This is a genomic window from Clostridium sp., assembly GCF_050717515.1.
GTDB lineage: Bacteria > Bacillota > Clostridia > Clostridiales > Clostridiaceae > Clostridium_AD.
Window position 1 is genome coordinate 86,788 of record NZ_JBOITL010000031.1, and the last position, 18,166, is coordinate 104,953.

Below are 18,166 nucleotides of genomic sequence, written 5' to 3' on the forward strand. Positions count from 1 at the left end.
ATTTATTTTTCTTCCTTCCACTTGTCATTAATACCTATTTTTGATTCTATTGCTTTACTTATTTGATAGAGAATTTCACTAAAAAATCTATTTGGTATTTCTGATGGCTTTATAATGTGCTGCTCTTTTACGGTGTCGTATATATAACTACCTCTTTTTACGGTTCCTCTTTTGTAAAAAATCAAGTCATATACTGTTACTTCATCATTTTCAAAGCCTATGCTTAACCCACTAAAACTTAGTTCAACTCCAATTTGAAGTTTATCATCTTCCTTATAAAAATTATAATAACCAGCACCATCTTGAATTGATCCTCTACTCCATTCAAAACCAGTTAATTTCCCTAGTAAAGATAAACCATTTAATATGCTTCCACCAAAACGTTCTACAGTTTTTATTGTTTTTTCCTTTTCACTAACCTCAAACACTTCTCTACTAAGTTGCTCAAAAGGCTGCTTTACTTCATAATTTTTAAGCTGCTCTTTCCATAATTCCATATCTTGTTTACTTAATTCTACTGGATGGATAAGTCCTATTAATGCTCCATCTTCTATGTTATATTCATCTTCATCCACAGTATTAAAAGTTCCATCTTCCATATATCTGAAACTATCCACCAATACATTTTCTTTATAAACTCCCCATACAAGACCTATAGCAAATTGATTCATAATAGGGTTTCGAGCAAAGAGCTTTACCCATGCTTCTTTTGTCCATTTTCTATTACTAGATAGTGCCATTTCTAAACGGATAGCTTGTATATTCGCTACTGTTTTGAGCTGCTTCCTTAGGTTTTTAAATTCTAATGAAGCTGCTGTTGCCTTACCTTCGTCATCCCTTCTACCTGGAGCTGGAAGGCTTTTAAACTTTTTGCCACTTTCACCTTGTACTTCTAAGATAAGCTCTGGAGTAAGTGTTACAATAAACTTTCTATCACCATAATCAAAAACTCTTTCACCTTTTACATCAAAATTCAAGTCTGGAACTATTCTATCTGAAAGTTCCTCCATATCTATATCCATTTGCTGCGCAGCAAATTTAAGTGCTGTACTTGCGGCATTTTTCACCTGCTTAAATTTAAACTTTCTTGATATATTATCTATTATTATAAGTGCTGCATTACTTCCATTAAGTGCAAGAGCTTTTACTGCATCACTAGCTATAGCCCCTCTTGAGTTTTTCGGCCATTCTTCTATATTCTTTTTGAATATACAAATCACATCATAATCTCCATAAATAGCTGTAAAAGAAAGCACCCATTTTTTCTTACTTTCCGCACCACAGCTAAGCCATCTTTCAAGAACTTCTAAAGCAAGCTTTGCTAAATCTTTTGTATCTAAAAGTTCACTTACCTTTTTTGCTTCACTATTTAAGCCTATTTCAATAAAAGGAGCATAACATAAAAACAGAAATTTTATGATTTCATCCTCTGCAAATTTCTCACTATCCTTAAACCTTACCTTTGGCAAACTATCACACTCTAACCATTTTAATCCCGCTGCGTTGTTACCTTTAAAAGCTTTTTTGCAGTACTCTAAAATATCTAGTTCTTCATTTATTTCTTCTAAATCACTTTCTACATTTAAAGCTTCTCTTAAAAGTGCTTTTATTTTTTCAGTTTTTTCTACTTCTAATGCCACATTTAAGGCTTCAACCACTTTTTCATTACTGCTTTTGTAAAGTATTTTTACTGCTGATTCTCTAACTGCTTGTTTTTTAGCCTTCAAACTAGGTATTGCATCTTCATGACATTCTGTGCAAAGAGTTAAAAGTTCTATCACCTTTTCTCTTACAACCTTTGAAGAATCTCCTAAATAATCTATAAGTACTTTGCCATTCTTTTCTTTATTAAACTTAAATATTTTTTCTAAAAGATATACTCTTATATCTACTACACATTTTTTTATAGCTTCTATCAATTTTTCGTCGTCTATAGCCATAATATTAGTTATACTATTTTGTGCTTCCTTAATTATGTTTGTCTCACCATTAGAAAGAACAGCATAACTGCCTAATAATGAAATATAGTTATTTATTGAAGCTCCATAACCATCTATAAATTCAATAAAATCATATAAACTCTTTTTATCTTTACCTTTGCCTCTATATTCTTCATATATATTTTTTAATATACTAGAATTTCCTATTTCAATAAAAATTTTTATTCCTCTTTCAAACATTGGTGATGCATCTTTTAACCAAAATAAAATTTCAGCATAATCATTATAATATATGTAGGGTTCTGTTTTGCCGAGTAAACCTTCTAAGATATCTTTTACACTTTCAAAATCACATTCTCCTCTTAAATAGTAAATAAACTTTTCATAAACACTTTTTTCTATATGTAGATTATCCATAAATACTGAAAACTTATTAATAAACGCGTCTTCTACTTCATTTATATATTCTGATCCTTCACCCTGTTTCAATAGTAGTGAAATCATATAAGCTTTATTAATGCCGCTGCACAGCTTCATTGCTTTTATAAACTCTTCCTTATTGGAATGTAACCCTTGTTTTAAATCCTTACTATATCCCTGATTATGGCTAGAAGTTTTACCCGCCATCCAAGCAATATATAACACTCTATTAACATTAATCTTATCTATAAGTTTGTTTATTTTATTATATCTTTGAACTGTAAGATAACTATTTAAAGTATTAAAGGCTTTTTCCGGTTCAATAGTTATACTAAATTTAAGAAATCTCCCTGCTGTTTCTGATTGATTAACTATATTGTAACTTACAGCCATTAAAATCTTTAAAAGCCAACTATCTATATTTAAGTGTACTTTTCTACTTATTAAATCTTCTACTAATTCATCTAAATCTAAGTTATCCTCCCTTATATATTTACAAATTCTCTCTTTATCATAATCAATCAATTTTTCATCAAATAAAGTAAAAATAATTTCTGGATATATCAAGAATTGATTAAGCCAATTACAAAGCTCTTTCTTCTTATCTTGGTTTTTATAAACTTCATAGGAGGCTATAATAACCTGTTCCATTACATCACTAACATCAAAAGCTTCTTCAAATTCATTTTCATATTTTTCATAAATTCCATCAAAAAAATTAATAAAAGTAATACTTAAGTTATTTTCACTTTGTACAATGTGCTCCGCATAATATGCTACTACAAAGGCAGGTTTTACTTTATATTTTAATAACTTTCTACAAAAATCTCCTTTATAATAACCGGAATAACACCTATCCATAATTATAAAAGTTGATTTTCCACCTATTTCAAATAATATTCTTACATACCTTTCACTGTATTCTTCCGCCTTACGTTTTTCTAATGATTTATAGGTCTTAACTAATTGTTCTACTACCGCATCCTGTAAGCCATTCATATCTATAGTAGGTAAACAATTAAAAAACTCCTGCTCTTCTAAACTACCTTCCATATATGCTTCATAGCTATCAATAACCTCATCAGATACTCCCAGCTCTACTAACACATTACTTATTTTTTCTGTTAAATGTTCTTGTAACCCCATTATGCTTGGCCTCCGTTGTTTAATTCCATATATTCTTTTGCTTTTTCTACATTTAATTTATCTTTAATAGCCTCTACATAATTATTAAGCAAAAAATATTTAACCATAATTTCTTCACAGTTATAGTTAATATCATGTCTTTTTTTCTCTTGAGCCTTATGTATGTCTTTAAGTTTTTCTGCTGCAAAACTTAATCCAACTCTTTCACAGTTTTCATAAACTTGCTTTATGTTATCTAATACACCTGTATTTACTACATTAAAACCGCTTATAAGTATACTCTCCATTAGTCCTTCAATATCCTCAATAAGCAGGTATAAGTTATCGCACTTTCCCATAAAACAAACTCCTTACAACATTTTAGTTTAATGTTAAGTTTACTATATCCCCATTTTCATAATAAGCTACAATAGGTATTACCCTAAGTTGTCCTTCCTTTAAGTAGGTATGTACAAGCATTCTGCCTGGATATTTCTTTAATCTTTCCATTCTTTCAAACTTTTGTATCATTCTTTTTTTCTCTTTAGAATAATCTATCTCTATACAAATCATATTTTTCTCTGCATCATAAATGGGTAAGATAAACCTTTGGTTTATTTTATCAAATGAACTATTTTCATAGCTTTCAGCCTTAATAATATATAGATTTGTATTTTTTTTAGAATATCCCTGTAAAAGTTGCTGCCAGTTATCTATAAATAACTCTTTAAAATCCAACTTATATATATCTGTTTTTTCTAAAAGCTGTCCTTTGCTTTGCCCACTTGCGGAAATTCTTCTCTCATCATTGATTTTCCCATTAACAAGTCTTATTGAATGCTGTGATATTTCCTCTAAACTGCCTTGAATACCAAAGCTTGGAACTTCACTATAAGCGAGTCCATAGTTTCTTTTTTTATTATCATAATATGTTGGTCTTGAGCTGGTATAAGTAAATAAATTTCCTTTGTTTTCTTCAAAATAGTAATATGTAATGCCCTCATAGCCTGATTTAGAACTCCAAGATTCTGCTCCTATACCATATAATATAATTGGTGGTATATCATAATAAGCAGACTTATGTTCTCCACATAATTTATAAAGCTTATTTTCATCCTTGCAGTTTTCTATGGCTAAAGCAGTAGTATATATATAACTTATTTTTTTTCTAAAAGAAGCTATGGAAAAAGAAGCATTTTTGTTTATATAAAGTTCTATTTCACTTTTAACGCTTCTAAGCATCTTTTCTAAATTAGGTAGATTGTAACTGTGGCATAATAACGCTGTGCTCTCTACCTTATCTGTAATATTTTCTGGAAGCCTAGATATCCCTACAAATAAAATATCTTCCATAAGCTTTTTAACCAAACTTACACCTTCAATCAAAAGTGTTTTTTCAGCTTTAGATTTTTTATTTAAAATAACGAGATCTTCTTTTTTTATAAAGCCTTTAAAAATTTCATAATGAATTAAAGCTTCTACCTTATGCCTACAAATCTCTTTACTTTTACAAGAACATATAACTTCATCTAAAATTTCTTTAGGCGAAATCTCTTCTTTAATATTTGGAATTACCTTCACCACATGGTCTTCCTCTTTAAATTTTATAGTAAGTAATGAAGCTTCTTCTATTTCGATTTCTACACCAAAATTTATTCTTTTTACTATTTCATTAAAAGCTTTCTCTCCTAACAATTTTGATAAACTTTCAATATCTATATTTAAAAACTCACTAAAATCAAACTTTTCACTTTCTTTATTTTCATTTAAACTCTTATTTTCTACGGAAAATAAAGAGTTTAAATTACTTTTCACATACAAATAGCACATTAACACGTGCTTACATATGCTTCTTGAGGGACAGGAACATTTATAAGCTTTAATATCTTCATTTATGACACATTCCGTTCCATCTTCTAAAATACATTTTAAAGCTGAATCTTCCTCCGCCACCTCTACTTTTATTGCTTCTGATTTTTCTAAATCCTTTTTAGCCCTATTAAATATACCTTTATTGCTTACGCCTATTAAGAATTCATCATCTATATTTAATAAAAACGTTCCTATTTTCTTTAAGCAATTATCTGTGCTATCCATTTTGCAAGCCCTCCTGGAGTTATAGCAACCACATTTGCACCTAACGCTACCATTTTTTCTGAAGCACCTCTATCATATACAGGCTCTGCATCTATACCAAGTGCAGGAAGTATTATAAGCTTTGCTCCCGACTCAATAATATCCTTTGCACTAGAATACATAGCTGCATAACTTCTACCTTCATAAAGGTCTGTTACTAATATTACTATGGTCTTATGTGGATTTTCCATTAAGCTATTACAATATTGAAGAGCTCTAGATATGTTGGTTCCTGGTTCTAAAAATATGTACAAATGTACTCAATTAGATAATTCGCACTTATTCTATCTTATGATAGTTTTAAGCCTTGGTTGTACCAGTGATATTTCATAGGCACTTCTTCCATGCAAATATTACTCTACTTCCCACAACCGTATTTTAAAATTTTATAAATAAAAGATTTATTCAACCCTCATTTCTGATAAAATATACGCTTTCTGTTTTCACAAAAGATACATACATTTGTGATTAAATATTCTTTTTAAAATCACTAATTTGCTTTTAACGACATTTCAGAAGGAAAGCCTCATCTTTTTCAAGTAAGTGTTTTAATGGCCTTCTGAAGTGGTTAATATTTCAGCATCGAAGATGATGATTTAATCTATTTTCTAAAACTTCTTTAACCTTCTTATAATTTGTATATAACGTAATTTCCTTATCATATTTTCTTTTTAATATATTTTTACTTGCATTAGTATCCGAATGACTTTTTCCACATTTAGAACAAGTAAATACATCACCACTTCTCAATCCAAACTCACCACAAACAGTACAAACTTTAGAAGTATATGCAGGATTTATATAGCTATACTCAATGCTATTTAGAGCCGATTTATATTCAAGCCTTTCTCTTATATAACCCTTAATCCATCTTGATAATTTTCTTTTTATACTTTTAGGATATTTATCATTCCAATTAACAAAATCTAATTGTTCCATTACTATTTCAGTTGGTTTTTCTTCTTTTATTAATTGGTTTAATGAATAGTTTATATAAGATTTAACTGTTTGGTCATGTTTAACTTTATTGTGATTATATTTTACTCTGCCTAAATTACTTTCTTTTACTCTATTAGCGTTCTTAATAGTACCTTCTTCTAAATACTGATTATATAAAGCCCAAAATCTATTTCTATTTTTATTAACTTTATTTAATCTTTCAGTCTCTTTACTTAGATAACTATTAAGGTTTTCACCATAAAATTTGCCACTTGATACTGCGAATAAATATTTATATCCTTTATCTATTCCTATAACATTCTCTTGATTATTATTCTCTTTAGTTTTTACTTTTAAAGGACAATGAATTTCTACCTTATTTTCTATTATTTTAACTTTTAAGGTACTATTTCTAATATTACTATCAGTTAATCTAATAGGTAACCTTTTTCCCTTTTTTACACAGGTTATATTTATATGTCCATTTTTATATGAATATAAGCCTGTATCCATTGAAAACGTAGCACCTTTTTTAGAATAAGGTATATTTCCTTTATATTTTCTTGTATATCTTTTAATCAAGTTGTTAAGATATTTATAATTTAACTGCTTATCTTGAAATATCTTAGGAATATTGAAAATTTGATTAGTTAATACTTTATAATAATAATTATCAAACTTTAAAATGTAGTTAATATAATGCTTATCTTCATTTGATAAATTATCATTTACTTTAATTTGTTCTCTTATTCTTCTTTTAATATTAGACCATTGTGATTTTATATTTCCCGTAGCTTCACTTAAAGCTAACTTCCAATATCTCGCAGGTAACTTCCACTGCTCTGCAAAGTTAGTTTTTACCCATTCATCTCTTATTTGTCTTTCCTTACCTAACAATGGAATACTATTGATTCCACTAAATCTTGAATAAACATAGTTTTTAACATTCTTATATTGATTTGCTATGAATTTTAATTCTTTTAAAGTAACTTCGTCTAATTCATAGGAATATTGCTTAACAGTTTTTATTATAGTATCCATTATCTTCACCTCTTTATATTTTATTATTATCATAAGTCGACTATCTTATCGATATTTTTTCTTATGATATAAAATATTTCATTGAGGTTATATAAATGGCTATAAGCAAAATTTATATAAGTATAAAAATGACTATTACAAGAGAGCAAAATTGAAAACTAAAATTAAAAGTTGATAAAGAACATTGTTTTGTAAGTAATTACGTTTATACTTTAATTGTTAAAGACTTAGAAAAATAGTTGATCATTATAAAACTTTAAAATACGGTTGTCTAAATTATCTAATTTACATTTATACATTATTTTTAGAGTGTTCACATAAATTCGTTAATTCTATGCAGTTCTCTTATGAACTTCTTATACTTTCATATAAGCACAGACTATATCACAATCCTATTATGTCTATTGCACAATAGGCACTATTGCATAATAGACAACTATTGTATAATAGGCATAATAGGATTCTCCCCATTTCCCCACACTTGCAGGTACGAGATTTCTCTCTAGTCGTTGAACTTTACTCTCTTCGAGTCTTAGCTGCTGATTACCCATTATTACAACTTTTACAAAGTTGTTTGGTGTTTAGGATTTAACCTTGCACCATACTAATTATTTTTTCTACTTTCGTCACCATCACGCTTGATTTTATTTCATATCTACGTTGTGGTTAATTAGTCTTTAGGGACTTCCAGCAATTAAAGGAGTTTTGGCGTTTATACAAACGCACTCTACACTCTTTACGAATGTAGGGAGCTTTATTCGAATAAAATATTACATTTGTACATGTTTGAGTACATTTGTATATATTTTATACAACTAATAAGTTGCTCCTCCTAATTGAATACTCATCAAGGTTTGCACCACATCATCTAAATATTCTGTAAGGTCAACTATTTCTGTATCAAATATAACTAAATTTGTTTTCAGCATAGGTAATTTAGAAAATATTCCTGCCATAATAGCACTATGAATAACGGAATCCAGCATACTTCCACTTTCATCTACTGCAATTATTACATTCCACGGATTAGAAGATTTTACTCTTTTATTAAAATAAACTCTATCCACCACAAGAGTATTTAATTCCCTATTAAAATTCTTTAAATTTTGTTTTATGGTTCTTTTAAAATCTATATTTCGTGAAGACTTTATTCCGCCATATTTATTTCTATCTAATCTACCATTAATAGCCGTCTTTATATCTTGCTCCAATCTTTTAGCTATTTCTTCCGCTGTAACCTTTACTATTTTCTTTGCAGTTTCTAAAACCTCACCCTTCATAAGATGCTTCATTTGAAGAATGCTCTTTAAAAGCTCTGGATTTGGCTCCAACTTTTCAAGAACAGTTTTATCTGTAAGCAATTCCTTTAAGTTATATTTCTCTAAAGCATGCTTTTCTAATATTTCTACGGTTTCTTTAGGAAATAATTCCTTTATCTTTGTAATCCACTGAGGTACTGTAAGATTTGAAGGGTTTAAAGAGCCTCCTCTTTTATCATTTCTTATTCCTCTTTCCTCTCCATACTCTCTTTCATATAAAAATTCTAGTAAGGTATCCATATCAGCATAGTTTATATACTCTTCCGAAAAACTTAAGTTATTGCTTGAATATTTCCCCAAAATCAATCTCCATCTATTAAGTATGCTTATATCCTTACTCATTTAACACTCCCAACTCCTCTAAAGCTTCTTTCCCAAACCTGTCAAGCTCTAAAGCTAAATTTAATTCCTCTGGATCTACTGCCTCTACATTAAACAACTTTCTTTCGCTTATGCCATAGTGCTGACTTATACCTTCACCTATTTGGTCTATTTCACTTGGAACAAAGAAACTAAAGGAAAGCCTAAGTTCAGGTAAAAGCCTTAAAAAATCCTCTTCACTAAGATTCTTTAATACATTGTCTATTCCTATAATCATTTTTTCTTCACTTAAAACCACATCTCTTGCAGTAGAAAATAACCCTTTTAAGAAAGTAGCTGATTTTAAAAATTTATCTCCGGTACCGTAAAGATACCCTTCTGCCTTTTTTAATATATAAGAAGTATCTACTTCATTAAGTCCAAGTAGTAGTCCTAAGGCTGCTCCTTCTACTGCTGCATTGCTTGAAGTTTTATTTGTAAGAGAAAATAAGGCTTCTTTAAATATATCCATATGATCTTCAAACTCAGGTTCTAAGCATATATAGTATAAATCTTTCAATCTAACTATAACCTTATTTACCTCTTCTTCTGGTACTGCATAAAGCTCTGGAACCAAGGTTACCGCTTTGTTATAACATTGTATTAAAAGCTGCTTTAAATTTTCATCCTGTGTGGCTGAAAACAGCATATTTCCACTATATAAATAATAAATATTATAGGTACACTCAGCAACAGAATAAAAATTATTATCATTTATAAGTATACCTTTTATAATAGATATAGCATTTAAAAGAATATGCGTGTATCCCATCATAAAAGCTTCTATAAGCCCTTCTGACATAACGCCACTATCACTTACATTACTGGACAGTTTCTTTAAAAGTAAAGATTCTACTGCTTCTTTCAGTGTTCCACCCTGTACTGAATTTTCAATCAAACTACTTTCTACATTAACGTTCCATTTGTAATTCCAAGTTTCCCGTATAAGATTTACATTCTTTTTATTTATAAAATCTGGTCCTTTAGTATTTAAACAAAACCCTGTATTTAAAAACTTCAGCCTGTGAAAAAATTCGCTTATTTCCCTATGCCTATTATTTTTATAAAGATCCAGTACCACTTCCTGCTGCAAAGTACCCTGTATTTTCAATTTATATTTACTGGAAAGCTGTCTAAAATCTAAAATAATAGGAGGTACTTCTGCATTACTACAAAGGCACCCCCTTCCGTTCCCTCTTAATAGCTTTAGTAAATCTATTAAAGGCGCATCCGATGCCATATTAAATTCTCCTTTAATAAAAGAAGATTTTACTGCATCCTTTAACTCATAAACCCCACATTCTGCCTTATTTCTAAGTTTTTGAAGTCCTTTTGCCATATTAAGTGCTTCAATTTCATCAGCAATAGATACTCCACCTACTGAATTTCTTATATTTCTTCCACACATTACTATAAAATCCAGCACAGCTTTTTCATAGGTATTTTCAATATCTTGGCATAGATTATTCCATATTCTCTGATAAAATGCTGGATAAGGCATGCCACTAGCATATCCATTTAACTGATCACTTTCCTCAAAAGAATATACCATAGCATAAGCCCCTATGTTTTTTTCATTAATATTATGTAAGTTAATCTCTATATTTTCATCTGAAAGTTGTATAAGTCCTGAAGTATGAAACCCACCTGTTACCACTAATATTTTATTATATTTCAAAGAAAATTCTTTTATTTTAGAAGCCATGTATTTTTCTCTAGCAATGCATCCCTCTTCCTTAAGAATTTCCTCACTTTCAAAGCATCTTGAAAGATAACAAAAGGCTATCATATTTTTTATAAAGCTTCCTGTTTCTATTTTTAAACCATCTATTTCAAATAACATTTCCCAAAGTTCATTAAAACTTCTACAACCTTGTTTTTCACAAAGGGAATTTATAAATTTACTCTTTTCAAACAAATAATCATCATTATACGAATTCTTCTCTTCACTCTTTCTAAGCCCTTTTCCTGCTTCACTGTTTATTAATATTTCTGCATAAGGAAGGTCTATAAACTCGGCTGGAATATTTCTTTTTTTACTCTCCCTTATAGCTATAAGTTCTGGTGAATAATCTAAAAAAGGATAATAGCACTTATATTTTTCTCCTTCTTCTGTAACCAATTTTTTTTCATCTGTATAACTATAATAAATACATACAGGTGCCTGGGTTTTATCATCTCCAATATAAGGTATTACAGAATTAGCATCAGAAGGGCCTTCTATCAAAATAATCTCTGGCTTATAATCATCTATTACACTCTTTAAGTGAAAGGAGCACGTTGGACTATGATGTCTTACTGGAAAATACACAATATTATTTGAAAGGTCATAGGCTTTTCTATATATTTCGTCTATTTTATCCATTTCCTAGCCTCGTAAAATTCCTTCCATAATCCACCTTCTTTTAAACTTTTAGATTTTATAATAATGTTAAAATAATTCTTTAGCTTATCTATATCATCTCTACTTTCCTTAACTACAGTTCCTAATATATTCTGAACCATAGAATCTACCCTCATTTCTGACTTTTCAAAATAATAAGAAGTCATAGCCGTTTGATAACAAACAGATACAGCTTCAGCAGTACTCATAACAGCTGCTGGTTTATCTATTCTGCTCCCCTGGGCTGTAACTCCTTCTCTTAATTCATGGAAGGTAGTTGCTAGTATATTAACCACATCTCTATCTATCTTTACTTTAATCCCTGACTCTTTCACCAGTTTTTCTACTTCCTGCTCTATAATCTTAGCCTCTAAGGAAACATCACTTATAGGGAATATAGTTTCAAAGTTAAATCTTCTTTTAAGTGCACTACTCATTTCATTTACACCCTTGTCTCTTGTATTAGCTGTAGCGATAATATTAAAGCCTGGCTCTGCAAATAAAAGCCCTTCGTCACCTAATTCTGGTATATTCAATACCTTATCACTAACTATACTTATTAAACTGTCCTGTACTTCTGCAGGACACCTTGTTAGTTCTTCAAATCTAGTTATTATCCCCCTGCTCATCCCTACATAAAGAGGTGAAGGCACTAAAGCTTCTTTAGTAGGTCCCGTGCCTAAAAGCATAGCATAATTCCAGCTGTACTTAATCATATCTTCAGTAGTTCCTGCTGTTCCCTGTACAGTATTAGTGCTTGTACCACTTATAGCTGCACTTAAAAGTTCACTAAGCATAGTCTTTGCGGTTCCTGGCTCTCCTACAAGCATAAGTCCTCTGTTTCCTGCTAAGGTTATTATGCACCTTTCAATAAGACTATCATCTCCATAAAACTTTTTATTTATCTTGATTTTCTTTCCATCATCATATTCAATGTTTCTACTACTTCCTAATATAAAAGTTTTCACAGCCTTTGGAGACAACCTCCAATTTTTCGGTTTTAACTCTTTATCATTTTGCTCTAGTGCTTTTAATTCTTCTTCATAAAAAACTTCTACTGGCGGTTTTAATATATTTGATTTTTTCATTTTTTATTCCTCCATATACAATATCAGTTAATTTAATCCTTAGTTCTAATCCTAATCATACATTTACTATTTTCGACCATTTAAGTAATTTCTTAAGTATATCTATATTTTTTCAATAATGACAATATTCTCCCATTTCATTACCAATTCTTCAATATTCACAGTTACCCTACTGAAAGTGCCAACCTATTTAAAAGGAAGTTTTATTTGGTTTTGGGAGCAACTTTACTTATTAAAATTACAATGGGTGATAATAAAGCGAAAAAAAAAGCATTATAATTACAATGCTTGTCTATACACTCCTAAAAAAATTTTGTAAATACAGAAACAAAGATTATGAATGATCCACTTAAAAATAAAAAAGTTGCTTCTCCTTTTTTATTCCTAATATATGAGGAATACCCATCTAATATACTCACGATACCTAATAATGTAAATACAATTGACATTGCATTTCTACTATTAATGACATTAAATATGCTTAAAACTGACAATATAATAGCAATTGCTGAAATTAATGTCTTACTAACTTTTAATTTTTTCAACTTATTACCTCCCAATAAAATAATCTTCTAAACTAAAAACAATTGTTTACTATATTATAATTTGTTTATATCCCAATATAAGGAATTAAACCCATTTATTTTAGTAAAGATTTCCTAAAAATTTCTCCTTTAGAATCTTCAAAAGAAATATTCATAATAGTGATAGATCCTCCTTTATTAACTAAACAGTCTTCACCGATTACCGAATCTGAATTTAAAACTAAGGTAAGGGATGGCTTGTCCTTAGTATTACTATTTATAATAATTGCTGAAATTCCTTGTTGTTTCACGTCAGAATTATTATAATAATAAAGTTTATTATCCTTTGCATAAACTATATCATTTGAATTCACCATAAAATAATTTTTTGGATCATTTTCACTTATCCATTTTCCCTGTAAGCTTGGCATTACATTTACATAATTTCCTTCTTTACTCCCTCTAAAGCTATAAATTTTTTCATCTGTGGTTTCATCTTCAGATGTGCAATAAATTAATACTGACATTTCATTATTAGGCCATTCTATTTTATATTTACCATTTTCAATAGCCTTATAGGATGAGCTAGCAATAAGTGTTTCTACATTTTTCCCAAATATAATTCCTCTACGTCTAAGCCTTATTGTTTCTAATTTCATATTCTTATATTCTTTTATAATTACCTCATGTTGTTTATCTTGCGATTTTGAAATAACTGTGTTTACATTTCCTAAATAATAAAGAAATGTTGAATTAATTGCAAATATGGCTAATGCAAACCCCACTTTATACCATTTTGAAGGCTTATTTTTATCTATAAGTAATATTAATAATATAGCTATAAGATAGTTTATTGCAAAAAATATCCAATCATATATTAAAAAATAATCCTTATACAAAGCCAATAAGACAACTAATATTTGAAATATAACAAGTAAAATTTCTAGTATTGTTAATCCACATTTAATCTTTTTATTTTTAATCATATTTTCATCCCCTATATCTTAAAGTGAGTTAATACAGTTTTATATATTTCATCGGTTTTCTCAGAAGCATCCCAAGTCACGCCAGAATTCACACTAGTATAAACTAATTTTTCTTCTTTTGTAGTCTTTTTATTTCTTATTGCTACAATATAGCCCTTTTCTCCACCGTCAACAAAATCTATATATAAACTGTCATAACCTTTTTTTAAATCATGAGTTGCAGTCTTTGAAATTGTACCTACCCCCCAATAATTAGTGTCACTATCTTCAGAAATAATGCTAATATTATCAGAACCCTTACCACCATAGACAACTGCAATCTTATCTTTTGATACATATATATTATTTGTAGAAATATTGTCTAAATAATCATTAATCTTAGCATATCCAACCTCATTATTATTTAAAACTTTGATCCAAGTTTGTCCTTTATTATTTGTAACATAAAGTTCATTCTCATACACAGTAAATTCATTTTCATATTTAACAGGTAAAGCTGTAGCCTTAGCATCACCTATACCTGTGAACATCATATCAGAAGTGTCATTAACATGACTATTTTCTTCACCTGATATTTTTTCATCCACAATTTGAGATTTAGGTTTATAATTATTATTAATTTTTTCTATGGAATGCATGCTTGCCCCTATTGACATAAAAATTATTACTACAGAAATCAAAGCTACTATTATTTTGTTTTTTAAATTCATTAATGACACCCTTTCTTTTATATCTTATTCAAATTGAAGCTTAAGGAGTGGGCTTTTCGCACAAAATTTGCAATTAATTTAACTCCCCATCAAAAGATGCGGAGTTGTGTCATTTGACACGAATTTACCCTAGCAAATGCAACTGCATTCCAGTTTTTACACTGGAGTCAAGTACACCATCCGAACCCCATACTAAAAATATTTCCCAGTAATTAATAAGTAAATCATACCATTTTGCACCACAAATTGCTATTATATATATTCCTTTCACACAATAAACGGAATGAACATTTTTGTCACCTTCATATACTCCCTATACTCATCACCAAATTCAACAAGCATATCTTTTTCTTCTCGTTTTGCAAGACGTACATACATAACTATCATTACCGGATATAGTATAAGCATTGGCAATGTTGCCCACTCTACCATCATCCCAAAGGATAAAAGCAGTAGCCCGGTATACTGAGGATGACGGATGTACTTATATATTCCTTGCTTCACAAGTGATCCTTTTCCGGTTTCCTTTGACCAGTATTTTTTATATATTTTATGCCATCCTTATACATACCCCAAAAACCAATTGAGGATACCAATGTATGCCCCCACAACACGCCCTCGGGAAGATTTTTGCCTACAATCCATGATATTACATACATGCTAAATGGAATGCCATGCATCTCAATGGCAAAGGCAATGACGAATGCAAAATAAGTTCCTGCAGGTTTTTTATCCATCTTTTTATAAAAAGGGAGAAACAAAAGCACCACTCCGTACAGTACAACAAAAAACAATACTCCAAACCAATTATGAAAATGACCTTCTAAGGTTTCCATAGATAATACCTCCATTTTTTTTGGTACAAGAAATGAAAACAGCCCCATTTTGTACCCCTGCTATTAATATAGCAATGTATACTTAAATAAGCCTGCTTATAATCTTAAATCAATCTTAAATCTAAAATGTGGTCAACTCTTTGGGATATTGATAATAAACTCACACCCACAATTTTCGGCTGTTTTAAGTTTGATATTACCGCCATGTGCCCTAATGATTTTCAAAGCGATTGAAAGTCCGAGTCCTGTGCCCCCTGTCTGTAAATTCCTTGTACTGTCAGCTCTTACAAATGGATCAAATATATTCTTTGCAACTTCTGTAGATATTCCGCTCCCATTGTCCTTAAAGATAATAATTATTTCAGCACCCTGCTCAAACAACCTGATCGTTACCTTTGTTCCTTTTGGACTATATTTTACAGTATTGGAGGCAAGATTTTGGAACACTCTATTCATTTCCTTTATATCAATAAAGACGTTAATTTCTTTTTCAGGTACTTCAAAGTCATAAGTAAAGTAAGCCTTATCAAAGGTTGTTATGAATGCAGCTATTTCTTCCCTCATATATTCACATATGTCAACTTTGGTTTTGCTAATTGTATATTCTGGGCTTTCCATTTTAGACAGTTCGAACAGATCCGTAATTAAATTGTTTGCCCGCAAGCTATTTTCGTATATTATTTCCATGTACGTGCTGTGTTCCTCTTTTGATAAATCACTCTTGTTATTGCAGAACTCTGCGTAACCCATAATACTTGTAAGAGGATTTTTAAGATCATGAGAAATATCAAGTATGAGTTTTTTACGATTTTCTTCAGATCTTTTTCTAAGAGATATTTCCTGCTCAATTTGCTTGGCCATCTCATTAAATATACATTCTAATTCTCCAAACTCATTTTTCAAATTGAGATTAACCCTTGAAGAATAATCCCCATCCTTCAAACGGCCTGCACTGTTACAGAGCTTTTTCAAGGGATTTATGATGCTAATAGATGTTAACTTTGAATATATTATAGTGCTTATTGCAAGCAGTATTAAATAAAAGAGAATAACTGCAACAATAAGACCTACTACACCTTGTGTATCAATGGATGCGAAGTCTTTATTATGTACGATAGCGAAATCAATTCTAATAGAGGTTGGAAATGTAATTATAAGCCAGAACTGTGCTTTAGGATTATATTCAATGCTATAACTGTAAGTGACTCCGTTGCTTTTACTCATTATCAAAAAATTGGTGAACTCTGCTGTGGTAAGCTTATTCTTTTGTATGGTGTTAATCCCCGCAGAAAATACAACTTCATAATTTACGTTAATCACCTGAACTCCACCACCATTATCAATAACTGATGTTGCATTAATGCCTTTATAATCATCTTTCATAAGGCTTTTTGCAGTATAACTATTTTTTACTAGTGTCTTAGATATCACATCATCTGCAAATCCCAAAAGCATCAGTGCAAATAGCGCTATCATTGTGGAAACAATAAACATGAGGACATAGTTACCTAAGAATCGGTTTTGTATTCTCCTGTTCATAAGTTAGCCTCACTGTGTTTATGAAACTTATATCCAATACCCCTAATAGTTTTAATATATTTAGGATTTTTTGAATCAGTTTCTATTTTATTTCTTATATGACTGATATGAACCATAATGGTGTTGTCATCGTAATAAGCATCTTCATCCCACACCGCCTTGTATAACTGCTTCTTGGTAAATACCCTTTCAGGATTCTCCATCAGGTACTTAAGCAGCATGAATTCTTTTGCATTCATTTCCACCATCTCATCATCTTTATAGACACAGCAAGCATCTTTATCTAAACATATACTGCCATACTCTATTCGGGAGAAAGCTTCTGTCTTTTTAAAAGAGTATTCAAGGTTACGCCTAAGCTGTGCACTAACCCTAGCGAGAAGCTCTGCCATACTAAATGGCTTTACAAGATAGTCATCTGCACCAATTCCAAGCCCCAAAATTTTGTCCATATCATCGCCTCTAGCGGTGAGAAATATTACAGGAAAGTTTTTTGTTTCGCGTATTTTTCGTAGCAAATTAAAGCCATCTAGCCGTGGCATCATAACATCAAGGATGGCAATATCTATATTGTTTTTTTGTATAACCTCTAAAGCCTCTATACCATCCTTTGCAGCAAATGCAGAGTACCCCTCCTGTTCAAGCTGTAGCTGTAAAAGGTTTCTGATGTGCGTTTCATCTTCTGCAATTAATACATTCAAAACAATCACTTCCCACTATTGTATTTTTAACTAACATCGTCCTGGTGCCACCCACTGCCTTGTTATATTATACTGCAATAACTGTTGGAAATTATAATTACTTTCAGCATTGGTCTTAA

Annotated in this window: 16 protein-coding genes; all 16 read right to left on the reverse strand. The window is 30.3% G+C overall.

Annotated elements, in window-relative coordinates; translation table 11 throughout:
- Positions 1 to 2 precede the first annotated feature (2 nt).
- Complete coding sequence (locus ACREV6_RS15905; protein ID WP_431579024.1) at positions 3 to 3,506, reverse strand: DUF4132 domain-containing protein; 3,504 nt, start codon at positions 3,504 to 3,506, stop codon at positions 3 to 5.
- Positions 3,506 to 3,844 carry a hypothetical protein gene (locus ACREV6_RS15910; protein WP_431579025.1) on the reverse strand — a complete coding sequence of 113 codons (339 nt, stop codon included), beginning with the start codon at positions 3,842 to 3,844 and terminating at the stop codon, positions 3,506 to 3,508. The genes ACREV6_RS15905 and ACREV6_RS15910 overlap by 1 nt, the downstream gene beginning before the upstream one ends.
- Positions 3,845 to 3,866: 22 nt before the next feature.
- Positions 3,867 to 5,582 carry a hypothetical protein gene (locus ACREV6_RS15915; RefSeq protein ID WP_431579026.1) on the reverse strand — a complete coding sequence of 572 codons (1,716 nt, stop codon included), beginning with the start codon at positions 5,580 to 5,582 and terminating at the stop codon, positions 3,867 to 3,869.
- Positions 5,558 to 5,875 (reverse strand): VWA domain-containing protein, encoded by a 318-nt coding sequence (locus ACREV6_RS15920; RefSeq protein WP_431579027.1) that lies wholly within the window; start codon positions 5,873 to 5,875, stop codon positions 5,558 to 5,560. Before ACREV6_RS15920 ends, ACREV6_RS15915 begins: the two co-directional genes overlap by 25 nt.
- Before the next feature lie 322 nt (positions 5,876 to 6,197).
- Positions 6,198 to 7,601, reverse strand: a complete 1,404-nt coding sequence (locus tag ACREV6_RS15925) for an RNA-guided endonuclease TnpB family protein (protein ID WP_185732630.1) — start codon at positions 7,599 to 7,601, stop codon at positions 6,198 to 6,200.
- A gap of 815 nt (positions 7,602 to 8,416) precedes the next feature.
- Positions 8,417 to 9,262 carry a VWA domain-containing protein gene (locus tag ACREV6_RS15930; protein WP_431579028.1) on the reverse strand — a complete coding sequence of 282 codons (846 nt, stop codon included), beginning with the start codon at positions 9,260 to 9,262 and terminating at the stop codon, positions 8,417 to 8,419.
- A complete protein-coding gene (locus ACREV6_RS15935; RefSeq protein ID WP_431579029.1) occupies positions 9,255 to 11,645 on the reverse strand; it encodes a DUF5682 family protein in 2,391 nt (796 codons plus the stop codon). The genes ACREV6_RS15930 and ACREV6_RS15935 overlap by 8 nt, the downstream gene beginning before the upstream one ends.
- Entirely contained in the window at positions 11,633 to 12,751 is a 1,119-nt protein-coding gene (locus ACREV6_RS15940) for an ATP-binding protein (RefSeq protein WP_431579030.1), read from the reverse strand. The genes ACREV6_RS15935 and ACREV6_RS15940 overlap by 13 nt, the downstream gene beginning before the upstream one ends.
- A 302-nt stretch (positions 12,752 to 13,053) precedes the next feature.
- Positions 13,054 to 13,296, reverse strand: coding sequence for a hypothetical protein (locus ACREV6_RS15945; protein ID WP_431579031.1), 243 nt, complete (start codon positions 13,294 to 13,296; stop codon positions 13,054 to 13,056).
- A gap of 95 nt (positions 13,297 to 13,391) precedes the next feature.
- Positions 13,392 to 14,261, reverse strand: coding sequence for a hypothetical protein (locus ACREV6_RS15950; protein WP_431579032.1), 870 nt, complete (start codon positions 14,259 to 14,261; stop codon positions 13,392 to 13,394).
- 11 nt (positions 14,262 to 14,272) lie between these two features.
- Positions 14,273 to 14,971 carry a hypothetical protein gene (locus tag ACREV6_RS15955; protein WP_431579033.1) on the reverse strand — a complete coding sequence of 233 codons (699 nt, stop codon included), beginning with the start codon at positions 14,969 to 14,971 and terminating at the stop codon, positions 14,273 to 14,275.
- A gap of 124 nt (positions 14,972 to 15,095) precedes the next feature.
- On the reverse strand, positions 15,096 to 15,242 hold the full coding sequence (locus tag ACREV6_RS15960) for a hypothetical protein (protein ID WP_431579034.1): 147 nt from the start codon (positions 15,240 to 15,242) through the stop codon (positions 15,096 to 15,098).
- Positions 15,239 to 15,475, reverse strand: coding sequence for a methyltransferase family protein (locus ACREV6_RS15965; protein WP_431579035.1), 237 nt, complete (start codon positions 15,473 to 15,475; stop codon positions 15,239 to 15,241). Before ACREV6_RS15965 ends, ACREV6_RS15960 begins: the two co-directional genes overlap by 4 nt.
- Complete coding sequence (locus ACREV6_RS15970) at positions 15,472 to 15,807, reverse strand: hypothetical protein (protein ID WP_431579036.1); 336 nt, start codon at positions 15,805 to 15,807, stop codon at positions 15,472 to 15,474. Before ACREV6_RS15970 ends, ACREV6_RS15965 begins: the two co-directional genes overlap by 4 nt.
- A 132-nt stretch (positions 15,808 to 15,939) precedes the next feature.
- A complete protein-coding gene (locus tag ACREV6_RS15975) occupies positions 15,940 to 17,283 on the reverse strand; it encodes a HAMP domain-containing sensor histidine kinase (protein ID WP_431579037.1) in 1,344 nt (447 codons plus the stop codon).
- Positions 17,284 to 17,342: 59 nt separating this feature from the next.
- The gene (locus tag ACREV6_RS15980) at positions 17,343 to 18,047 is read right to left on the reverse strand and encodes a response regulator transcription factor (RefSeq protein WP_431579038.1); all 705 of its coding nucleotides are present in this window, start codon (positions 18,045 to 18,047) and stop codon (positions 17,343 to 17,345) included.
- Positions 18,048 to 18,166 lie beyond the last annotated feature (119 nt).